General features: G+C 64.7%; 18 protein-coding genes and 1 pseudogene. 11 read left to right on the top strand and 8 right to left on the bottom strand.

The window, feature by feature from the left end:
* Positions 1 to 132: 132 nt before the first annotated feature.
* Together ABIE00_RS18415 and ABIE00_RS18410 are read left to right on the top strand one after the other, a co-directional pair.
* Positions 133 to 1410, top strand: coding sequence for a GmrSD restriction endonuclease domain-containing protein (locus tag ABIE00_RS18415; RefSeq protein WP_354262150.1), 1278 nt, complete (start codon positions 133 to 135; stop codon positions 1408 to 1410).
* 44 nt (positions 1411 to 1454) lie between these two features.
* Complete coding sequence (locus ABIE00_RS18410) at positions 1455 to 2186, top strand: excalibur calcium-binding domain-containing protein (RefSeq protein ID WP_354262148.1); 732 nt, start codon at positions 1455 to 1457, stop codon at positions 2184 to 2186.
* A 185-nt stretch (positions 2187 to 2371) separates the two neighbouring features.
* On the opposite strand, the gene ABIE00_RS18405 is transcribed toward ABIE00_RS18410, so the two are convergent.
* Positions 2372 to 2695: a hypothetical protein gene (locus ABIE00_RS18405; protein ID WP_354262147.1), complete on the bottom strand. Its 324-nt coding sequence runs from the start codon at positions 2693 to 2695 to the stop codon at positions 2372 to 2374.
* Positions 2696 to 2896: 201 nt separating this feature from the next.
* Here ABIE00_RS18405 and ABIE00_RS18400 point away from each other — a divergent pair, with 201 nt between their 5' ends.
* The 4 genes from ABIE00_RS18400 (at position 2897) to ABIE00_RS18385 (ending at position 5664) form a co-directional block, all read left to right on the top strand.
* Positions 2897 to 3502, top strand: coding sequence for a helix-turn-helix domain-containing protein (locus tag ABIE00_RS18400; RefSeq protein ID WP_354262146.1), 606 nt, complete (start codon positions 2897 to 2899; stop codon positions 3500 to 3502).
* Complete coding sequence (locus ABIE00_RS18395) at positions 3495 to 3791, top strand: hypothetical protein (protein WP_354262144.1); 297 nt, start codon at positions 3495 to 3497, stop codon at positions 3789 to 3791. Before ABIE00_RS18400 ends, ABIE00_RS18395 begins: the two co-directional genes overlap by 8 nt.
* A gap of 1 nt (position 3792) precedes the next feature.
* Positions 3793 to 4698, top strand: coding sequence for an EamA family transporter (locus ABIE00_RS18390; RefSeq protein WP_354262143.1), 906 nt, complete (start codon positions 3793 to 3795; stop codon positions 4696 to 4698).
* A 96-nt stretch (positions 4699 to 4794) separates the two neighbouring features.
* Entirely contained in the window at positions 4795 to 5664 is an 870-nt protein-coding gene (locus tag ABIE00_RS18385) for an alanyl-tRNA editing protein (protein ID WP_354262142.1), read from the top strand.
* A gap of 120 nt (positions 5665 to 5784) precedes the next feature.
* Here ABIE00_RS18385 and ABIE00_RS18380 read toward each other — a convergent pair whose 3' ends face one another.
* Positions 5785 to 6066, bottom strand: a complete 282-nt coding sequence (locus tag ABIE00_RS18380; protein ID WP_354262141.1) for a hypothetical protein — start codon at positions 6064 to 6066, stop codon at positions 5785 to 5787.
* Positions 6067 to 6318: 252 nt separating this feature from the next.
* Between ABIE00_RS18380 and ABIE00_RS18375 the strand changes: the two genes are divergently transcribed.
* From ABIE00_RS18375 to ABIE00_RS18365, 3 genes are all read left to right on the top strand, one after another.
* Positions 6319 to 7833 carry an MFS transporter gene (locus tag ABIE00_RS18375; RefSeq protein WP_354262140.1) on the top strand — a complete coding sequence of 505 codons (1515 nt, stop codon included), beginning with the start codon at positions 6319 to 6321 and terminating at the stop codon, positions 7831 to 7833.
* Positions 7834 to 8056: 223 nt separating this feature from the next.
* Positions 8057 to 8377 carry a GYD domain-containing protein gene (locus ABIE00_RS18370; protein WP_190607864.1) on the top strand — a complete coding sequence of 107 codons (321 nt, stop codon included), beginning with the start codon at positions 8057 to 8059 and terminating at the stop codon, positions 8375 to 8377.
* Between the two features lie 52 nt (positions 8378 to 8429).
* Positions 8430 to 8810: a VOC family protein gene (locus ABIE00_RS18365; protein WP_190607867.1), complete on the top strand. Its 381-nt coding sequence runs from the start codon at positions 8430 to 8432 to the stop codon at positions 8808 to 8810.
* Positions 8811 to 8813: 3 nt separating this feature from the next.
* Here the strand turns inward: ABIE00_RS18365 and ABIE00_RS18360 are convergent, their stop codons facing one another.
* From ABIE00_RS18360 to ABIE00_RS25995, 4 genes and pseudogenes are all read right to left on the bottom strand, one after another.
* Entirely contained in the window at positions 8814 to 9479 is a 666-nt protein-coding gene (locus tag ABIE00_RS18360; protein WP_354262139.1) for an NAD(P)/FAD-dependent oxidoreductase, read from the bottom strand.
* A 360-nt stretch (positions 9480 to 9839) separates the two neighbouring features.
* Positions 9840 to 11057 carry an MFS transporter gene (locus ABIE00_RS18355; RefSeq protein ID WP_354262138.1) on the bottom strand — a complete coding sequence of 406 codons (1218 nt, stop codon included), beginning with the start codon at positions 11055 to 11057 and terminating at the stop codon, positions 9840 to 9842.
* A 103-nt stretch (positions 11058 to 11160) separates the two neighbouring features.
* Positions 11161 to 12858: an amidohydrolase gene (locus ABIE00_RS18350; RefSeq protein ID WP_354262137.1), complete on the bottom strand. Its 1698-nt coding sequence runs from the start codon at positions 12856 to 12858 to the stop codon at positions 11161 to 11163.
* 148 nt (positions 12859 to 13006) lie between these two features.
* Positions 13007 to 13153, bottom strand: a pseudogene (locus ABIE00_RS25995) (SDR family NAD(P)-dependent oxidoreductase); the annotation flags it as partial.
* Between the two features lie 409 nt (positions 13154 to 13562).
* On the opposite strand from ABIE00_RS25995, the gene ABIE00_RS18340 reads away from it, so the two are divergent.
* Positions 13563 to 14555, top strand: a complete 993-nt coding sequence (locus ABIE00_RS18340) for an Ltp family lipoprotein (protein WP_354262136.1) — start codon at positions 13563 to 13565, stop codon at positions 14553 to 14555.
* Positions 14556 to 14864: 309 nt separating this feature from the next.
* Here ABIE00_RS18340 and ABIE00_RS18335 read toward each other — a convergent pair whose 3' ends face one another.
* Entirely contained in the window at positions 14865 to 16274 is a 1410-nt protein-coding gene (locus ABIE00_RS18335; protein WP_354262135.1) for an MFS transporter, read from the bottom strand.
* A 115-nt stretch (positions 16275 to 16389) separates the two neighbouring features.
* Here ABIE00_RS18335 and ABIE00_RS18330 point away from each other — a divergent pair, with 115 nt between their 5' ends.
* The gene (locus tag ABIE00_RS18330; protein ID WP_354262134.1) at positions 16390 to 16938 is read left to right on the top strand and encodes a TetR/AcrR family transcriptional regulator; all 549 of its coding nucleotides are present in this window, start codon (positions 16390 to 16392) and stop codon (positions 16936 to 16938) included.
* A gap of 82 nt (positions 16939 to 17020) precedes the next feature.
* Here ABIE00_RS18330 and ABIE00_RS18325 read toward each other — a convergent pair whose 3' ends face one another.
* On the bottom strand, positions 17021 to 17803 hold the full coding sequence (locus tag ABIE00_RS18325) for a GntR family transcriptional regulator (protein ID WP_354262133.1): 783 nt from the start codon (positions 17801 to 17803) through the stop codon (positions 17021 to 17023).
* Between the last annotated feature and the right edge of the window lie 86 nt (positions 17804 to 17889).

The following is a 17889-nucleotide window of genomic DNA, read 5'->3' as shown; positions in this document are numbered from 1 at the left end:
TACATGGGGACAACAATGTCGAGCTATGAGAGTCTTTTCGCGTCAGGGCCATCTGGTGCAGTGCCGAGCCCGAGACCGCCCAAAAAGCCGCGGGTTTCCACCCTGATTGTCGGGGCCATCACGGCCCTATTCATGATCATTGGGGCGTTCAGTGGCGGTCTCGGGGGAGCACTGGTCTTCCTCGCCCTGACGGCTGGCCTTACCGGTCTCTACGTCCTAGCGACCGGCCGCCGCTCGTGGGCGTGGCTCCCGGCAAAGCGGAAGGCGGGGGCCATCACCCTCGCTATCTCCTTTGCCCTGTTTATCGGCGGCGCGGCCACATTGCCCCAAACCTCCACGGCGAACCCTCAGGCCGCCTCATCGGAAAGGGTGGCCTCGCCAGCGTTATCTGAAGCGAGCGCAACTGACAAAGCGACACCGACGCCGTCCGCCGCCCCAACCGTGCAGGCGACGGGCGCTCCGCTGGATCCTGACAGCCCTAACCTTGTGGCGCAGGGCGCCAGAGTTGCGGCGCCGAAGTCGCAGCCTGCCTACGCCACCAAGGCGATCGAGCTGATGGCGACCCTTCCCGTCAAGGGCCGCGCTCCCAAGACGGGCTATAACCGGGCAATGTTCGGGCAGGCGTGGGCCGACGTTGACCGCAACGGCTGCGACACGCGCAATGACATCCTCAGGCGCGACCTCACGGGCATCAGCTACACCAACAGCGTGCCCTGCAAGGTGCAGTCGGGAACACTGGCGGACCCGTACACCGGCACCGCCATCAACTTTCTGCGGGGCAGTGCCACCAGCAGCGCCGTGCAGATCGACCATGTCGTTGCCCTCAGCGACGCCTGGCAGAAGGGCGCACAGCAGTTGACCACGGAACAGCGCACAGCCTTTGCCAACGACCCGCTGAACCTCCAGGCGACGGACGGTCCCACCAACATGAGGAAGGGCGACGGCGATGCAGCCACCTGGCTGCCGCCGAATAGGGCCTTCCGGTGCGACTACGTTGCACGGCAGATTTCGGTGAAGGCAACGTACACTCTCTGGGTTACCCAGGCGGAGCACGACGCGATGGCCAGGATCCTCGCCGATTGCCCGGGACAGCTCGCGCCAACTAACGAGAAAGCACCAGCCGTCACGGCGCCTTCTCCGGCGCCGGCCCCTAAACCCGCACCAGTTGTGGCACCTGCCCCGGCCCCGGTTGTGGCGCCCGCCCCCGCTGATGTGCCCCCCGCGCCGGCTGCGCCTGCCCCGGCACCTGTGGTGCCGGCACCGGTTCCCGTTGCTCCGGCACCGGCTGCCGCCTACTACGCCAACTGCACGGCCGCGAGGGCCGCCGGAGCCGCGCCGCTGTATGCAGGGTCCGCAGGCTACCGGCCGGCGCTGGACCGCGACTCCGACGGCATTGCGTGCGAAAGCTAGACCACTTCCATCACTCCACAGTTCAAACCTTCCAAGGGGGAAATATGAAAAAGACGCTGACATTGATTGTGCTAACCGGACTCATGCTGACCGGGTGCGGTGGCCAGCAGGCGGAGAAGCAGGCGGCACCGCAGCCAACAGAGACTGCATCGGCTGCTCCAGAGACGGTCACGGTTCCAGGCGTGATGAGCCTGACCCTGGATAAGGCCACGGATCAATTGGAAGGTCTCGGGTTCGAGGTTGAGTCCGTGGACATCCTGGACGGAAAGTCGATCATCCTGAAGAAGAACTGGCAGGTGATGTCTCAAGACGCCGCGGGAGGTGCACAAGTGGCAAAGGGGTCCACCGTCCACCTCGGCGTCAAGTCCCTGGAAAAACTGGCGGCGGAAAAGGCGGCCGCCGACAAGGCAGCGGCTGACAAAGCAGCGGCGGCGAAGGCCGCGGCGGCCAAGGTAGCAGCAGACAAGAAAGCTGCTGCGGACAAGGCAGCTGCAGACAAGAAGGCTGCGGCGGACAAGGCAGCGGCTGACAAAGCTGCGGCAGACAAGGCAGCAGCAGATGCGGCTGCTGCCAAACTGGCCGAACAGGCAGCTGCGGTGCCGGCGCCTGTACAGAATGTGCCTGCCGCTCCTGTTGCACCGGCCGCGCCGCCGGCGGCTGCTTACTACGCCAATTGCGCTGCCGCCCGGGCTGCAGGTGCCGCACCGCTGTATTCGGGCCAGGCAGGCTACAGGGCCGGCCTTGATCGCGATCACGATGGCGTGGCCTGCGAGTAGTAGTCGCTGGCTTGAAGCCGTGGATACCTCGTTTGCGGAGGTATCCACGGTTTTCACGTTTGTCCGGCAAGCCCACCAGCCGGGAGCGGACCTTGGTCGCGCGGCAGGCGGTCGAAACCTGCATAAAGGTCACGGAGGAACTCATCCATGTCAGGCCGGCCCTTCGTGTCCGGCTGCGATGACCTTTAGTTCCCTAGGCGCCGGATACGGGCCAGCCGGACCAGCCGGCGGAACGCAAGAATGAAGACCACCTCGATCAGCACCATCAGCCCGAGCATCAGCCAGTGCCCCTGGGTGATGAACACGATGGCGCCGGTGAGGACAAGCACGCTTCCCAGGATCAGGGCGTATACCGCGAATCCGAGGGCCACCTTTGCACTGCGCACGCCGGTGCGGAAGCCAAAGCCCTGCGGCAGTCCGCCAGGCAGTCCCTGCACGCGGTCGGACCCTGCGGGCGGGAGCCGGTCAAACTCCTGCCACAGATCCTCGTCGTGATCCCGATCGGTCATGCTTCCATTATCCCGCGCGCCGGGGCGCTTGGTCCCGCCCATGCCCGTATCGGCGACCATCCCGCAGCTGTCCTTCCTCAGGATTGCTCCGATGTGTTCTCGTAACCAACGGCGGATACAGCGCGTCGTCGCGGTCGTCCAGTCGAGTCGTCTCAGACCAAAAAGGGGTGAAGTGCACTCAGAGTGCACTATGATGCACTCATGGATAAGAGTACATCTGCCCTCGCGGTAGCGATTGGCGGCCGGGTGCGGCAGGAGCGGCAGTCGCGGGGGTGGACGCTTGATCAGTTGGCGGAGGCCGCAGGTGTGAGCCGCCGCATGGTGGTCAACGTCGAGCAGGGCGCAACGAATCCCAGCGTGGGGACGCTCCTGAGAATCAGTGACGCTCTGGGGATTGGACTGCCCGCGTTGGTTGAACTCCCGCGCCGCAGGCCAGTGACGGTCACCCGCCGCGGTGAGGGTGCAGCATTGTGGAGTTCGGACGCCGGTGGCCGCGGCGTGCTGGTGGCCGGGACAGAGACGCCCGATGTGGTTGAACTTTGGGACTGGACGATGGTCCCTGGGGATACGCACGGGAGCGAAGCGCATTCACCGGGGACCAAGGAGCTGCTGCAGGTCCAGGAGGGATCCATCTCCGTTGTGGTTGCCGGTGAGGTGTTCGTCCTCGAGGCCGGAGACGCTGTGTCCTTTCCCGGCGACGTGGAGCATTCGTACGGCGCAGTGGGCAAGGCACCGGCCCGTTTCTCCCTGGCGGTCTTTGAACCGGGCGTGGGATCCGGACACCGGCCGGAGGCGACCGATGCGTGATCTGGAAACGCTTCAGGAGTTTCTGAACGGCGCTGGGGTCGACGCCGAAGCGTTCTCGCTGCGGCCGGACTACCGCGCTGTCCTGCTGGCCGTCGACGGGATTGTCCCGGGGCCAAGCGATCGGGTAAGTGACACGCCGCTCCAAGCCGCAGAGGCGCCAACCCGCGGAGCACGGGGCGCCCGGCCTGTGGAGGATCTGCCGCACGTGGCTGCGTGGCGCGAGGCTCCGGACGTCAGGACAGCCCGCCGTTGGATAGCCGCGGCCCCTTCATTCCATGAAGGGAACTGAAATGCGCCTGCGTAGCGCTTTGAACGTCCCGGTCCCGCCGTGGGGACTGGCCGTAACGGCGATCCTGTCAGTTCAGTTGGGGTCTGCCCTGTCGGTGGATCTGATTGAGACCGTGGGCCCGGCCGGAACAGCCTGGCTCAGGCTCAGCATGGGAGCCGTCATCCTGGTGTTGATTGCCCGCCCGCCGCTGCGCTCCGTCCGCCGCGGCGACGTGCTCCCGCTGCTCGGTCTGGGCATCACCACGGGGCTGGTGACGATCGGGTTCCTCGCCGCAATCGAGCACATACCGCTCGGCACCGCCGTCGCGATCGAGTTCCTGGGACCCCTGACGGTGGCCGCGGTGCGCAGCCACAACAGGAAGGCCCTCATCTGGCCGGCTGTGGCACTGCTCGGCGTCGTTCTGCTCACCGAACCGTGGCAGGGCGACTTCAACCTGACCGGCGTCACCTTCGCCGCGCTGGCAGCAATCGGCTGGGCCGCCTACATCCTGCTCACCCAGCGAATCGGGGACCGTTTCACCGGAATCGGGGCGCTCTCAATGACTGTGCCGATCGCTGCGGCCACGGCGGCCGTCGTCGGCATTCCGCAAGCCGCCGGCCACCTCACCTTCGGGATCCTGGCCGCCGCGGCCGGGCTCGCTATCCTGTTGCCCGTGCTGCCGTTCGCGCTGGAAATGCTCGCCCTGCGCAGGATGACGCCCACAGCGTTCGGCACCCTGATGGCCCTCGAGCCAGCCCTCGGGGTCCTCCTCGGACTGCTCATCCTGCACCAGCAGCCTTCTCTCATCCAGGCCCTGGGAATCCTGCTCGTCGTCCTCGCCGGCGCCGCGGCGCAGAGGGGCGGACACCGCCGACCGGCACACCCGGAGCAGAACCCCAGCCCTGCGGATCTCGACTTCGTCGGCTAACTGCCCGCAGCTGAACGTGACTCACGTGAACCATCACAAATTCTCGACAATCCAGCCTCCCTCTTTCCCCAACTCGAGCGAACGGACTAAGAAGCAATGCCCCTGCCCACGACGGACACGACTGTCACGTACCCGGACGGTGCGACCACCTCGACCGGAACCGTGCTGCACGTTGAGCCTCTCTCCGATGGACGATCCGCGGTCCTCCTCGACACAACGGCATTCCATCCGGTCGACACGGCATGGCCTGACCAGCCCGCCGACCGAGGCACGATCACCACCACAGCAGGCACACAACCGGTCGTCGATGGCCTCACCGGTGGCATCCGGGACGGCGAACTCCACCTTGGCGCGGACTTGCCCGTGCGAACAGGAACCGAAGGATGGACCTTCGTGGTCGCCCACATCATCGCAGGCCCACCACCTGCGGTCGGCGAGTCCGCACAGATAGACGTCGACCAGAACTACCGCGCGGCCCTCTCCGCGGCACACACCGCCTGCCACCTCGCCGCGCTTGCCCTCGACTCCGCACTGTCAACAGCATGGAGCAAGCCCGCACCCACAGACGCCCTGGGAAACCCCGCCTTCGACGCACTGGCCATCCAGCGTTCGCGCATCGACGCCCACCGATCCACGGATATCTACCGCATCGGAAAATCTCTCCGCCGCAAGGGATTCGCTCCCACCTCACTCGATAACCTCTCCGCCGTCGCTGAACGCGTCAACGCCCAGCTCACGCAGTGGATCAAGGCCGGCGGAGCCGTGCGGATCGAACGAGACGATCCTGCTCTTTCTGCCCGCCGCACCTGGGTCTGCGAACTCGCCAACGGACGCACCAACATCCCCTGCGGCGGCACCCACATCCACGACCTGGCCGAACTCTCCGACATCAACACATCGCTTATCACAGCCGAAATCGACGGCGGACTCGAACTGACCATGGAAACGGTTTCCGCCACGTCCTGATAGATCCGTTGGAAACATTATTCTGGGGCTCTGGGAGTGACCTACGGAGACTTCCGATATGAATCAACAGGACAAGCAGCGACGCAGGGCGGTACGGCGCATCTTCGTTGTCATCCAGGGTCACGGCTTCATGTTGGTGGCCGGGGGATCGGTCCGCCTTGCACCGGAGGGATACCCAACCCACTCACCCCGCCCGTTCGGGAAGATGCTCGCGGCCCGGTCGATGCATTCGTACGCATCCCGCCGCGCATCTTGGTTCGGGCCGAGAAGCTCAGCCAGCAGCTCAAGTGTGGTGAACCGCCGATCATCCCCGAGCAGCTCATAAGTCGACTTGCGTCCCATGCCGAAGAGGCCGGACCGCTTCTGCTCGACGACCCTGAACCACTTCTCCTGATACCCCATGCTGGCCACAATAGCGGTGGCGACCGCCAACAGGACGGTCCCGCAGTTATCGGCAGCGTCACGAAGAAGGGCGCAGATAGCTATCCGGGGGAACGGACGACGGCGGCAGCCCGGGCAGTGTGCGCAGGCTGCGGTTTTCGTTGTTGTACCAGTTGGCCAGTGGGAAGATGATCGGAGAGTTGGGCCTCCACCGAACGGGGATGCCGACGAACCGGCGGCACGTGCCCACCTGAAACAGGCGGTGACCGAGCCATGACAGAGCGCAATCTGCAGCAGCGGCGGCTGCGTTTGTCCGACATCAACGTCGTCGACCACCGAACGCTGCGGAAAGCGCTGGGCGGCACCATCGTGGGCAACACCATGGAGTGGTACGACGTCGGCGTGTTCGGCTACCTGATCACCACCATGGGCCCGGTGTTCCTGCCCGAGGCGGACAGGGCAGTGCAGAACCTCTTCCTGCTGGGAACGTTCGGCGCCACGTTCATCGCCCGCCCTTTGGGGGGCATCTTCTTCGGCTGGCTCGGCGACAAGATCGGCCGCCAGAAGGTCCTGGCCATGACCCTGCTGCTGATGGCCGGGGCCACATTCGTCGTCGGCCTGCTACCCGGATACGCCGTGCTGGGCATCTGGGCCGCGGTACTGCTGGTGGTCACCAAGCTGATCCAGGGCTTCTCCACCGGCGGCGAGTACTCCGGCGCCACCACGTTCGTGTGCGAGCACGCGCCGGACCACCGGCGCGGCTTCTTTGTCAGTTTCCTGGACATGGGCAGCTACCTCGGCTTCGCGCTGGGGGCCGGGATGGTGTCCGCCCTCCAGCTGATCCTGGGCCAGGACCAGATGGAGGCCTGGGGCTGGCGCATTCCCTTCCTCGTCGCAGGTCCGCTCGGCGCCGTCGCCATCTACTTCCGGATGAAGATCGAGGAGTCGCCCGCCTTCAAGGCCACCCAGGAGGCGGAGGCCGTGGCCGTGAAACACCACGAGACCGGGGACGAGCTCCGACCCGTGGGCCCGGTGGGGATCTTCAAAGACCACTGGCGCCACATCGTGCTGGCCATGATCCTCGTGGCCGCCGGCAACACCGTCGGCTACGCGCTCACCTCCTACATGCCCACCTACCTGACCACCAACAAGGGATACGACGAGATCCACGGGACACTGCTAACCGTTCCGGTGCTGGTCGTCATGTCCCTATGCATCCCCTTGACCGGGCGCCTCTCGGACAGGATCGGCCGCCGCCCCGTGCTCTGGATCGGGGCCCTCAGCACGGTGGTGCTGGCACTTCCCGCGTTCCTGCTGATCTCGGTTGGCACCGTTCCCGCCACGCTCGCCGGCCTGGCCATGGTCGCGTTTCCGGTGGCGTTCTTCGTCGCCATTCTCGCGTCGGCGCTCCCGGCGCTGTTCCCCACGGCCCACCGCTACTCCGCCATGGGCATCGCCTACAACTTCGCCGTGGCGATCTTCGGCGGCACCGCCCCATTCATCATCGCCGCGCTCATCCAGGCAACAGGCAACGACCTGATGCCGGCGTTCTACCTCATGGCGACGTCGGCCATCGCCGCGGTTGCCATCTACTTCCTGCCCGAATCTGCAAAGCGGCACCTGCCGGGCTCCATGCCCAGCGTGGACTCGGACGAAGCCGCCCAGGAACTGGTTGCGACGCAGGACCGGAACCCGCTGCTGGAGATGGATACGCTCCCGTTCGACAGCAGCTACGAGGCCGCGCAGGCGGCGCATGGGGACCGTCCCAACAAGCCGACGGTGATGTGACGAGGCGCGTCGCAACGACGTCGGACACAGCTCCCGGGCGGTGCCTCCGGCTGTGGTGGACTCCCGTCCGCGGAGTTAGCAGAGAGCCGTTGTTAGCGCGGGGAAGTAGGCCTACGCTGTGCGCACGGCCCCACTCCGGGGACCGCTCCAGGACCCACCGCCACGGGTGTCAGGCACGCCCTCGGGTGCCCCCGTCCTGGACCACAACGGAACAGGAAAGACCATGACCAAGTATCTGTTTGAAGCCAATTATGTCGGTGAAGGAATCAAGGGGCTGATGCGGGAAGGCGGCTCCAAGCGGCGTGACACGGTGGTGGACGCCCTCAAATCCATTGGAGGATCGCTGGAGAGCTTCTACTTCGCTTTCGGGGACACCGACGTCCTGGGCGTCTTTGATATCCCGGATCAGGCCAACGCCGCGGCACTTTCGCTGACGATCAATTCGACGGGCGCCGTGAATCTGCGCCTGAAGCCGCTCATGACGCCGGAAGACATCGACGAGGCGGCCAAGAAGACACCGTCCTACCGCGCCCCCGGCCAGTAGGGCGCGGGAGAGAGCCATTCACCAGGTAACAAAAGCACAGGAGGAAATCATCATGCTCACCGATTCAGACATCATGGGTGTTCTTCCCGCGAAGGACATCAACCGGGCGAAGGACTTCTACCGGGACAAGCTGGGGCTGGAACCTGCCGAGTCCCCGGAGGACGGCAGCCTGGTGTACCGCGGCGGCCACGGAACGGGCTTCCTCATCTACCAGACAGAGAATGCGGGGACCGCGAAGAACACCCAGATGGGGTGGGTCACGGACAACCTGGAACGCGAGGTGGAGGAGCTGCGGGGCCGCGGCGTCGTCTTTGAAGAGTACGACCAGCCCGGGTTGAAGACGGAGAACGGCATTGCCACCAGCGACTGGGGGAAGGCCGCCTGGTTCCTGGACAGCGAAGGGAACATTCTCAACCTCTCCCAGCGCGCGTAACAGCTAACTCCCCAGCCGGGCAACGCGCCCGCTTTGGACCTCCGATTCGGGCTGCGGAACCCGCGTGGCCGCCAGCCGCTTCGCCAGGTACTTGGCGTCCCGGCACACGCCGGGGAGGGTTTCCGATGCTGCCGCGAAGAGGAGGTCCTGGCCCAGCAGGTACAGGCCCGGCAGCGCATCCACGATCCCGCGGTGCTGCTGCTCGCGCCAGCCTGCGGGCAGCGCAGGGATCTCCATCCAGGGGTAGGCCTCGGTAAAGCCGGTGCACCAGATGACGTTTGCCACCGGAAGGCTCCGGCCGTCGTCGAGCATCACCTCGCCGTGCCGGACCCCGGCGACCCGCGGCACCAGCTGGACGCCGGCGGCACGGAGGTCCGCAGTCTTGGTGCGGATCAGCGGCCTGCCCATGCCGGCCAGCTTGGGCAGCACCTTGCGCCCCACCGGCGTGCCGGTGTTCAGCACGTGCATCCCGGCAAAGCGGACCATCGGGATGAGGAACCGGGCCGCATTCCGGCCGTGCCGGAACGGGATCTCGCCGGTAGTCCTGCCGGCCAGCCAGGTTTCATGCGTGCGGCTGGTTTCCAGCGCGATCTCAGCCCCGGAGTTGCCCGCCCCCACCAGCAGGACCGGACCCGGCTTGAGCTGGGCCGGGTTCCTGTAAGGGCCCATCCGACTGCAGCAGTTACAAAAATTGCTTAGCCGCTAAGAGTTTTTTTTGTAACTGCCGTAGTTGTCGCTACCCGCGGATACATTGCATGCATGGCCAACGATGTGAAGTCCGCAAAGAAACGTGAAAGTGTCCGCAGATGCCCCGTTTGCGGCCATGAAGCCTGGCGGATCGCCTACGGCATGGTGATGCCAGAGGTCATGGCCGAGCACCCGAGAACTGAGTTTGCCGGCTGCTGCCTGACCGAGGAAGTACGGATCTATCCCGCCACGGGCAAGGTTGAATCCGGGGTACCGAAGTGGGCATGCCAGAACTCGGAGTGCCGGCACCGTTGGTGGTGACCGCTGGCGGAGCGTTTCCCATCATGCCGCCGGGGCTATCCAGAATCCGGCGACGCCAGTGAGGCCCGGCTCGGTGGTCGTACGGCGCTGTGCGATGAGGACGAGCGCGCACGACGCCAGCACTCCGGCGAGGGCGAAAACGAGCATGCCCGTGAATGAGCCCCCGCCTGACTGGATCAATGCTCCGCTGACAATCGGACCGATGGAGAAGCCCGTGCCGATCATCAGGTTTGTTGTGTTCATCAGGTGGGCGCCGCTGGAAAGAGAGGACAACGTGGACAGCAGGTACGGCAGGATGAAGGTCCAGGCGAACTTGAAGATCACCGCGGCGACGGCAAACTGGATCAGGGCCGGTGAGCCGAAGAGCAACGCGATGCTGGCCGCCATTCCTGCGTAACCTACCGCCAGGTACAGCTTTCGATGCGGCGTCTCACCAAGGGCGGTTGCAACGAGGGCCGACAGTATCCCGGCGACAGTGGCCAGGGAAAGCACAAGGCTGCTGGCGGACAGGTCGATTCCGGAGCCGGCCGCGATCTGGGCTATGAATGACCAGATACCGCTGAGCGCAATGTAGAAGAGCAGCACCGCGGCCATCCCCGCGGCTGCCTTGAGAACGGGGACCCGCTGTGCTGCCTCGGCAGCAACGGGGACAGCGGTCCGCAGCACTTCGCCGTCGATGCGGTTGACTACGAAAAGGCACAGTACCGCGAGCCCGGCAAGTGTCCAGTAAATCGCTGACACTCCCGCTCCCGCGAACAATGACGGGAAGACCGCCAGAATGAGTGCTCCCATGGCCAGTTGGAAAACGACGAATATTCCGAAGGCTCGGCTGGGGTTGGCAGTTTTACCGCTAAGGGTCAGGATGATCACCGTGATGGAGCCGGCCGCAAGGCTGGTCACCACCCTGGCGATCATCAACAGGCCAAAGTCGTCCACAAATCCCGAGACGACGTTGCCTGCAATGACGACGGAGGTGAAGATGTAGCTGGCCGTCCTCAGGTTCATCCGGCGGAGCCACAAGTACGCCGGCACCGTGGCAAGACTGAAGGCTCCAAGCTCCAACGAGAAGAGCGTCCCTACCTGGACCGGGGACAGCCCGAACTGCTCGATCAGTTTGCCTGCGATGACAGGGGCAATCAGCAGGACGGTGTATAGGACGGCACTGAAAACAGCGATATAGGTGTACGTCCCCTTGTCCGAGGAGACGGCTGCCGGAGCAGCTTGTGCGGTGGCGGTCATGGTCATTGCCTTTCGGGCAGGACGAAGCGGCGGGGGGCCGCCGTCGGCGTGAAATGGTGTGATGATCCCTGCGGATGTAAGCAGCAGGGGTGCTGCGGAACCGTCAGGCTCGCTGTGTTGCGCGTCCTTCGGCCGGGGTGGCAGCGGGTTCCGTCGACTCGGCATCGAAGACCTTGCGGCCTGCGAACCAGGTCTGCCGGGTTTTGATGTGCGGAATCTGTTCGATGTCGATCCCGTGCGGATTGTCAGTCAGGACGATGAAGTCTGCTGACTTTCCCGGGGCCAGGGAGCCGGTGACATCATCAATGCCCATCGCCTCCGCGGAGTTCGTGGTGTAGACCCTGATGGCTTCCGGAAGTGAAATGGCCTGTTCGGGCCAGAGCGTGCCCGGGAATTGTCCCGTTGGGTCCTGCCGGGTGACCAGGCCGTAAATCCCTTCCCAGGCGTTGGGCGACACGCTGACCGGCCAGTCCGAGCCGCCGGCGACCCGGGCGCCGGCGTCCATAAGGGCACGGTTGGGCTGCATCTTCGACGCCCTTTCCGCGGGGAGTACCGTAGCGATGGCCTCGGAGATGACGCCCGGGAACCACAACGAGGGGGAGATGTCCGCGGTGACATCGAGCTCGGCAAACCGGGGGATGTCCTGTTCCTGGACAAACTGGCCGTGGGCGATGTGGTACCTCGGTTTTGTGTATCCGGCTGAACGGACTTTGGCGACAGTGTCCAGCACCAGGCGGACCGACGCATCCCCCGTGCAGTGGATCTTTGCGGAAATACCTCTTTCGGCTGTGCCCATAAGCCAGCGCTCAAGTTCCGCTGCAGGCATGGTGGTGCCTCCGCAGTGGCACTCCGGAAAGCCGACGTCGGACAGATACGGTTCAATGAACGCCGCCGTACCAGCCGGGGGAACCCCGTCAAGGAAGATCTTGATGAAGTCGGGCCGGTGGTGTTCGGACCGTGTGTCCTCGCGGTGGGCGATGATGCCCTCTCCGAGTGGAGTGGTGCCGAAAATAAAGTCATTCGCCTGCATGGAGGTCACCACCCATGCAGAGAGTCCACCGGAGTCGTCGAGCTCTTTCAATGCCTGCAGCAGCTGGAGTGACGAGGCCGCGTCCTGGAACCCCGTGATCCCGTAGGAATGCAGAATTTCGATACCGCGTGCTGCGGCCCGGGCCAGGTCCTGCCTGGACCGGGGCTGCAGCCGCGCCACCGTCTGTTCGACCAGGACGCCTCCGGCCTCGATGAGGACACCAGTGGCACGCCCCGAAGCGTCCCGCATAATCTGGCCGCCCTCGGGATCCGGCGTGCACTCGTCGATTCCTGCCAGTGCCAGTCCTTTGGTATTCACCCACCTGTTGTGCTTGCTGTCGTCTTTCAGGATGGCGGGCCGTCCGCCGGTCGCGGCATCAAAGCGAGCCAGCGTTTCCACGGAGTTGAGTTCGGCAAGGAGACCGGAACCCCAGCTTCCGCCGATCAGCCACTCGTCCGGGCCAAGACTTTTTGCGTAATTCGCAACGGCGGTGAGGAGATCATCAAGCGATTTGTTGGGCACCTCGTTGAGCTCGAACAAATCCATTTGCCCCGCAAGCATGTGGTGGTTGTGGACGTCCAGCAGTCCGGGCATTACATAGGCGCCCTTGAGGTCGATGATGTCCGTGCCCGGTCCGGCTGCATCCTCGGCAGACGAACCGAGTGCGAGGACCTTCCCGGCCTTGACGGCGAGTGCCGTGACTCGAGGGTGTTCATCGTCCAGGGTGTCGATGAGACCGTTGATCAGAAGAAGGTCAGCTGTGTTGTTCATAACCTCAGTCCCTAAAGGTGTGTTGTGTCACAACGCTAAATTGCAGGGCTCTTGGTTACTTGACTCTCCGTGCACGGCTCTTGGAAATCCGGGCAGGCATGCGGTTCAGGACCGGAACGACTGCATCAACGAGAGGTGCCCGGCCCGGCGGCGTATTGACCGGGCCGGGGCACAAGGCACTCACGCGGATGCCCTCGCGGGCGAAGTGCACACCCAGCTCACGGCTCATCGACAGGACGCCGCCCTTTGAGGCGCTGTACGAGATCTGGGACGTGGCGGCGCCCATCAGTGCCAAGGTCGGACGCGCGCAGGGTCCAGTAGCTTTGCGGGCTCGGACCACACCTTTGCGTAATCCTGTGCAGAACCTTGCGTTCAGCATGGCCAAACCCACGCAGAGCTTGAGCCTGTCGCAAAAGAATGAATGCGGAATACATGGCTTGGGGGAAGCCGGCTTTCGATGGGAATTCCAGATGCCCTCAAGACGAGACGAATCGCACGACACCATCGAAGGGAACAGCATGCCCCAGTCCTATCCGGAACAGCCACCGACAGCTCGGGCGGCTTCCGCCCCCGGTCAGCCTGAGTGGCAGCCGGCCATGGCGCAGCAGCCGACGGCTTCGTACCCTGGACAGTCCGCCCAACCGCCGTACCCGGGGCACGTCCTGAACCAGCAGCCGTACCCTCAAATGCCTCAGCAGCCGCCGATGCGGGGAGCCGCGTACGGGTACCCGCACAAAGGACAGGCCCAGCAGGGCAATAAGTCTTTCCTCGTCACGTGGTTACTCTCCCTCCTCCTCGGCGTTTTAGGCGTGGATCGGTTCTATCTGGGCAAAGTCGGAACCGGCCTCCTCAAGCTGGTTACTTTCGGTGGCCTGGGTATATGGGCCCTGATTGACCTCATCCTCATACTTGTGAACAAGACCCGCGACAAGCAGGGGCTTCCGCTGGAGGGTTACGACAGGCATAAGAAAGTTGCCTTGATCGTCACGGGCGCTTTCATCCTGCTCGGCATCATCCTGAACGCGACCCGCAGCGAAGCTGCACCAACGTCCGCGCCGGCCGTTTCCACTGCCAATGACTCCTCGGTTGCTCCCCCTTCTGCTGCTCCGGTAGAGACCGCAACGCAGGATCCGGTAGTCGCCAAGGCTGAGGCTGACGCAAAGGCTAAGGCTGATGCGGAAGCTAAGGCCGCGGCTGATGCTGCTGCCAAGGAGGCGAAGGCTAAGGCTGACGCGGAGGCTAAGGCTAAAGCGGACGCTGCTGCCAAAGAGGCCAAGGCCGGCAAGGCGGACGCGGAGGCTAAGGCTAAAGCGGACGCTGCTGCCAAGGAGGCGAAGGCTAAGGCTGACGCAGAGGCTAAGGCCAAGGCGGACGCTGCCGCTGCTGCAAAGGCCGCAGCTGAAGCTGGGACGCTCAGTCAGCAGAACGCTCTGAGGGCGGCTGAAGATTACCTCGATTACACAGCTTTCTCGCGGCCGGGTCTGATCAAGCAGTTGGTCTTCGAAAAGTATTCGACGCCGGATGCGACGTGGGCTGTGGACCGGGTGACCGTCAACTGGAACGAGCAGGCAGCCAAAGCCGCCAAAGATTACTTGGAATACACGTCCTTTTCCCGCTCCGGGCTGATCGATCAACTGCTCTTTGAGGGATACACACCGGCGCAGGCCGAGTACGGTGTGAGCAAGACCGGTCTCTAGTGACTATGACGAACATGTGGCCCTGATTGGAGCGCTCAGCTTCAAGGCGCAAGGGATGCCCCGGCCGTTTGCGGCCGGGGCATCCCTCTTCGAAGTATTCCTTTGACTGCACTAGCAAAAGTGCGCGCTATAGAACTTCTCCGCTTTGAAGCGCAACCCGGTGGTGTGGCCACGACCCGGGTGTGGCGTCAGGACTGCAGCGACTGCATCACGGAGAGGTGGCCGGCGCGAGCATGGAGCCGGGCTGCAACAGGTTGTTGCGGATGGCTTCGGCGATCCGTGAGTAATCAGCCACCCGAACTGGTGCCCTCATCCCGCCTTCCGAGGCCTGATGACCAGCCCGACGACGGCTGCCAGCGCGAGGGCGGAGAGGATGGTCGCCGACCAGAACCCGGCCCGCCCGCCGGTCAGGAAGTCGCCAGGGGTGGCGAAGGCCGCGTAGGTCGAAGCCACGATGGCGAGTCCAACGGCCCCGCCAAGTTGCTGCATTGTCTGGAAAAGCCCTGAGGCGGACCCTGCGTGCTCGGGTTCGACGTTGCGAAGCGCGAGCGTCGTGAGCGGCATGAACGTCATGCCGGCTGAGATTCCCGTAAGCAGCAGGGCAACCATCACGATCGCGAAGGGCGTGTTGGCACTCAGCTGCGTCAGCGGCAGGAAGGCGACGACGCGAAGGGCGGCGCCAAGGATGACGAGGCGGACGGCCCCGAAGCGCTCGACCAGGCGCGGGACGATCCGCGACATCGCGAAGATGCTCAGGGGCATCGGCAGGAACACCAGCCCCGTCAACAGTGGCGTGAGGTGCAGATCGTTTTCGAGGTACTGGACCATGAGGAAGAACATCGCCAGCATCCCGCCATAGGTGGCCGCCATCGCCGCCAGCGCCGCCACCCGGCTCGGGCTGCGGAGCAACTGCGGGTGGAGCAGAGGGTGGGCCACTCTCCGCTCGGTGAAGGCGAGCACGGTGATCAGCGCTGCGCCGACCACGAACCCGCCGATCGTGCGGGGACTGGACCAGCCGTCGTCGCCCGCCTGGATGAGAGCCCACACAATGGCGACGGCGCCGCCCGTTGCGGTCACTGCTCCCAGAATGTCGAAGCGCCCGGGTCTGCGAGGAGTTTCGGCGACGAGGCGCGGCACGGCAATGAGGACCACGACGCCGATCGGCACGTTGATGAAGAGGGTCCACCGCCAGTTGGCCGTGTCGGTGAGCAGGCCGCCAAGAATGAGCCCGAGCGCGCCGCCCATCGAGGCGACAGCGGAGAACAGTGCAAGCGCACGGTTCCGTGCGCCGTCGTCCCGTGCGCTCGTAGTGATGAGCGCGAGCACGCTCGGGGCGGCGAACGCGGCACCGAGGCCTTGGAGTGCGCGTGCGATGACGAGGAGAAGGGGTGAGGTGGCCAGGCCGCCGAGCAGCGAGAAGACCGTGAAGACTGCGACGCCCACCAGGAACGTGCGGCGACGGCCGAAGACGTCTCCGATCCGTCCGCCGAGCAGCAGGAGGCCGCCGAAGGCTACGGCGTAGCCGTTCAAAACCCAGCTGAGCTGGGCGCGGGTGAAATGGAGGTCGGTGGCAATGTGGGGGAGCGCGACGTTGACGACGGTTGCGTCGAGGACAAGCATGAGTTGGGCAAGCATGACCAGCCAGAGGCCAATGCTGCCTACGCGGCGGCCGGATGGCGCGGTCCCGGCGGGCGCCCGTGTGGCAATTGTGGATGTCATGTGGTGGTGTCCTGTTCTAGCCGAAGGGCTGACGTACACTAAGAGGAGAGATGCTCCGCTTAGAACTGTACGGAGACACTCTCCGTTTTGGCAACACGTTTTGAAAGGTGTTTCTGTGCGCGCTGATGCTCAACGCAACCGCGACCGGATCGTGGAGGTTGCGCGTGCGTTCTTCCGCGCCAAAGGCTTCGACGCCGTCTCGATGGACGAGGTCGCCAAAGGGGCCGGGGTGGGCACCGGCACGCTGTATCGGCACTTTCCTACCAAAGAGTCCCTGTATGACGCGGTCCTTGAGGCCTGGGCAGAGAAGGTCAACGAGGCGGTCGACAGGGCGCTTTCGATCAACGCGCCGGCGCGGGAGCAGTTGTTGACTTGGCTGAGCGACTACGCAGCGATGCTGACCGAACACAAAGGTGCCGCCGCCCGGATCACTGCTGCGCTGGGCGACCCTGAGTCGCCATTCGCGGCGAAATGCACGACTTACATCAATGCGAATCAGCGCGTGATTGACGCGTTGGACTCGGCCCTGCGCCCCGGGGTGGAGGCAATGCAAATCAGCCGGCTTGTTGGCGGGGCGGCCGCGGTGGCAGACAACAGCGAGCTTCCTGCCGACGCAGTGGCATCGATGCTTGCGATCGTCGCTGACGGACTGCTCGCTCGCTGACAAAGCCGTCCGGTAGCTGGAGTCCTAGTGAAAGACTGCGCAGGCTCAGATAGCTGCCCCTGCTTTATTGGCGGCCGCAGGACTAGGACTGGAGCGACTGCATCACCGAGAGGTGGCCGGCGCGGTCGGCGATGAGGCACTTGGCCAGGTAGAAGGGCCGGTTTGCGTGCCGCACGTACTGTGTCAGCACGAGAACCGGGTCCGAGGCGCGCAGGTCCAGGAGCTTGGCGCGGCTTGGGCCTACCTGGCTCAGGCCGATCTGGCACTCACCCGGACCCAGTCCCCGGCCCGCCGCTTTGTTGAGGGCCGTGAGCAAGGTGGTGCCGCCGTCGTCCTTTATGTCCAGTGGTGCGGCGGCGCCGCCGGCAAAACTGACAGGCTGGGCGGAAATGTTTTCCTGCAGATGCGCGATGGGTTCGCCGTCGCGGATCAGGACGGACTCCCAGAGCCAGACCTCGCTGCCGGGGTCCACGCCGACGCCGGGAGCGACGAATTCGGAAGCCGGCTGCTTTTCAACTTGGATGCGCTTGATCTCGACCTGGTGTCCGGGGCCGCCGAGGACTTCCTCAAAGGGGCGGATGCGTTCGATGCCGATGCGGGGGAGGGTGTCGGAGACGAACCGGCCGACGCCGCGGCGGGCGCGGATGAGGCCGTCCTCCTCGAGCAGCATCAGGGCCTCACGGACGACGGTGCGGCTGACCTTCATATCGGTGCCGAGCTCGGTCTCGGTGGGGAGCATGGAGCCGGGCTGCAGCAGGTTGTTGCGGATGGCTTCGGCGATCCGTGAGTAGACGGCAACCCGGAGCGGCGCGCCGGGCTGGGCCTCCACCGGCTGGGACAGGAACCGGACGGCGTCCTCGTGCACGTTTGCCTCACTTGATGTTGTTTGGGGATGTCCAGCCTACTGCACTGTGTGACGCGCTTGTTGGACAAGGGGGACGTTGGAGCCAG

Origin of the sequence: Arthrobacter sp. OAP107 (genome assembly GCF_040546765.1) — a bacterium.
GTDB lineage: Bacteria > Actinomycetota > Actinomycetes > Actinomycetales > Micrococcaceae > Arthrobacter.
This window is presented reverse-complemented; position numbering and strand designations above follow the sequence as displayed.

Bases quoted from the DNA above. Each gene is read 5' to 3' on its own strand.
- ABIE00_RS18355 (WP_354262138.1), bottom strand. From the start codon at position 11,057: ATGACCGCCACCGCACAAGCTGCTCCGGCAGCCGTCTCCTCGGACAAG.
- ABIE00_RS18375 (WP_354262140.1), top strand. From the start codon at position 6,319: ATGACAGAGCGCAATCTGCAGCAGCGGCGGCTGCGTTTGTCCGACATC.
- ABIE00_RS18360 (WP_354262139.1), bottom strand. From the start codon at position 9,479: ATGGGCCCTTACAGGAACCCGGCCCAGCTCAAGCCGGGTCCGGTCCTG.
- ABIE00_RS18400 (WP_354262146.1), top strand. From the start codon at position 2,897: ATGGATAAGAGTACATCTGCCCTCGCGGTAGCGATTGGCGGCCGGGTG.
- ABIE00_RS18365 (WP_190607867.1), top strand. From the start codon at position 8,430: ATGCTCACCGATTCAGACATCATGGGTGTTCTTCCCGCGAAGGACATC.
- ABIE00_RS18370 (WP_190607864.1), top strand. From the start codon at position 8,057: ATGACCAAGTATCTGTTTGAAGCCAATTATGTCGGTGAAGGAATCAAG.
- ABIE00_RS18395 (WP_354262144.1), top strand. From the start codon at position 3,495: ATGCGTGATCTGGAAACGCTTCAGGAGTTTCTGAACGGCGCTGGGGTC.
- ABIE00_RS18335 (WP_354262135.1), bottom strand. From the start codon at position 16,274: ATGACATCCACAATTGCCACACGGGCGCCCGCCGGGACCGCGCCATCC.
- ABIE00_RS18410 (WP_354262148.1), top strand. From the start codon at position 1,455: ATGAAAAAGACGCTGACATTGATTGTGCTAACCGGACTCATGCTGACC.
- ABIE00_RS18405 (WP_354262147.1), bottom strand. From the start codon at position 2,695: ATGACCGATCGGGATCACGACGAGGATCTGTGGCAGGAGTTTGACCGG.
- ABIE00_RS18415 (WP_354262150.1), top strand. From the start codon at position 133: ATGATCATTGGGGCGTTCAGTGGCGGTCTCGGGGGAGCACTGGTCTTC.
- ABIE00_RS18340 (WP_354262136.1), top strand. From the start codon at position 13,563: ATGCGGGGAGCCGCGTACGGGTACCCGCACAAAGGACAGGCCCAGCAG.
- ABIE00_RS18385 (WP_354262142.1), top strand. From the start codon at position 4,795: ATGCCCCTGCCCACGACGGACACGACTGTCACGTACCCGGACGGTGCG.
- ABIE00_RS18390 (WP_354262143.1), top strand. From the start codon at position 3,793: ATGCGCCTGCGTAGCGCTTTGAACGTCCCGGTCCCGCCGTGGGGACTG.
- ABIE00_RS18350 (WP_354262137.1), bottom strand. From the start codon at position 12,858: ATGAACAACACAGCTGACCTTCTTCTGATCAACGGTCTCATCGACACC.
- ABIE00_RS18380 (WP_354262141.1), bottom strand. From the start codon at position 6,066: ATGGGGTATCAGGAGAAGTGGTTCAGGGTCGTCGAGCAGAAGCGGTCC.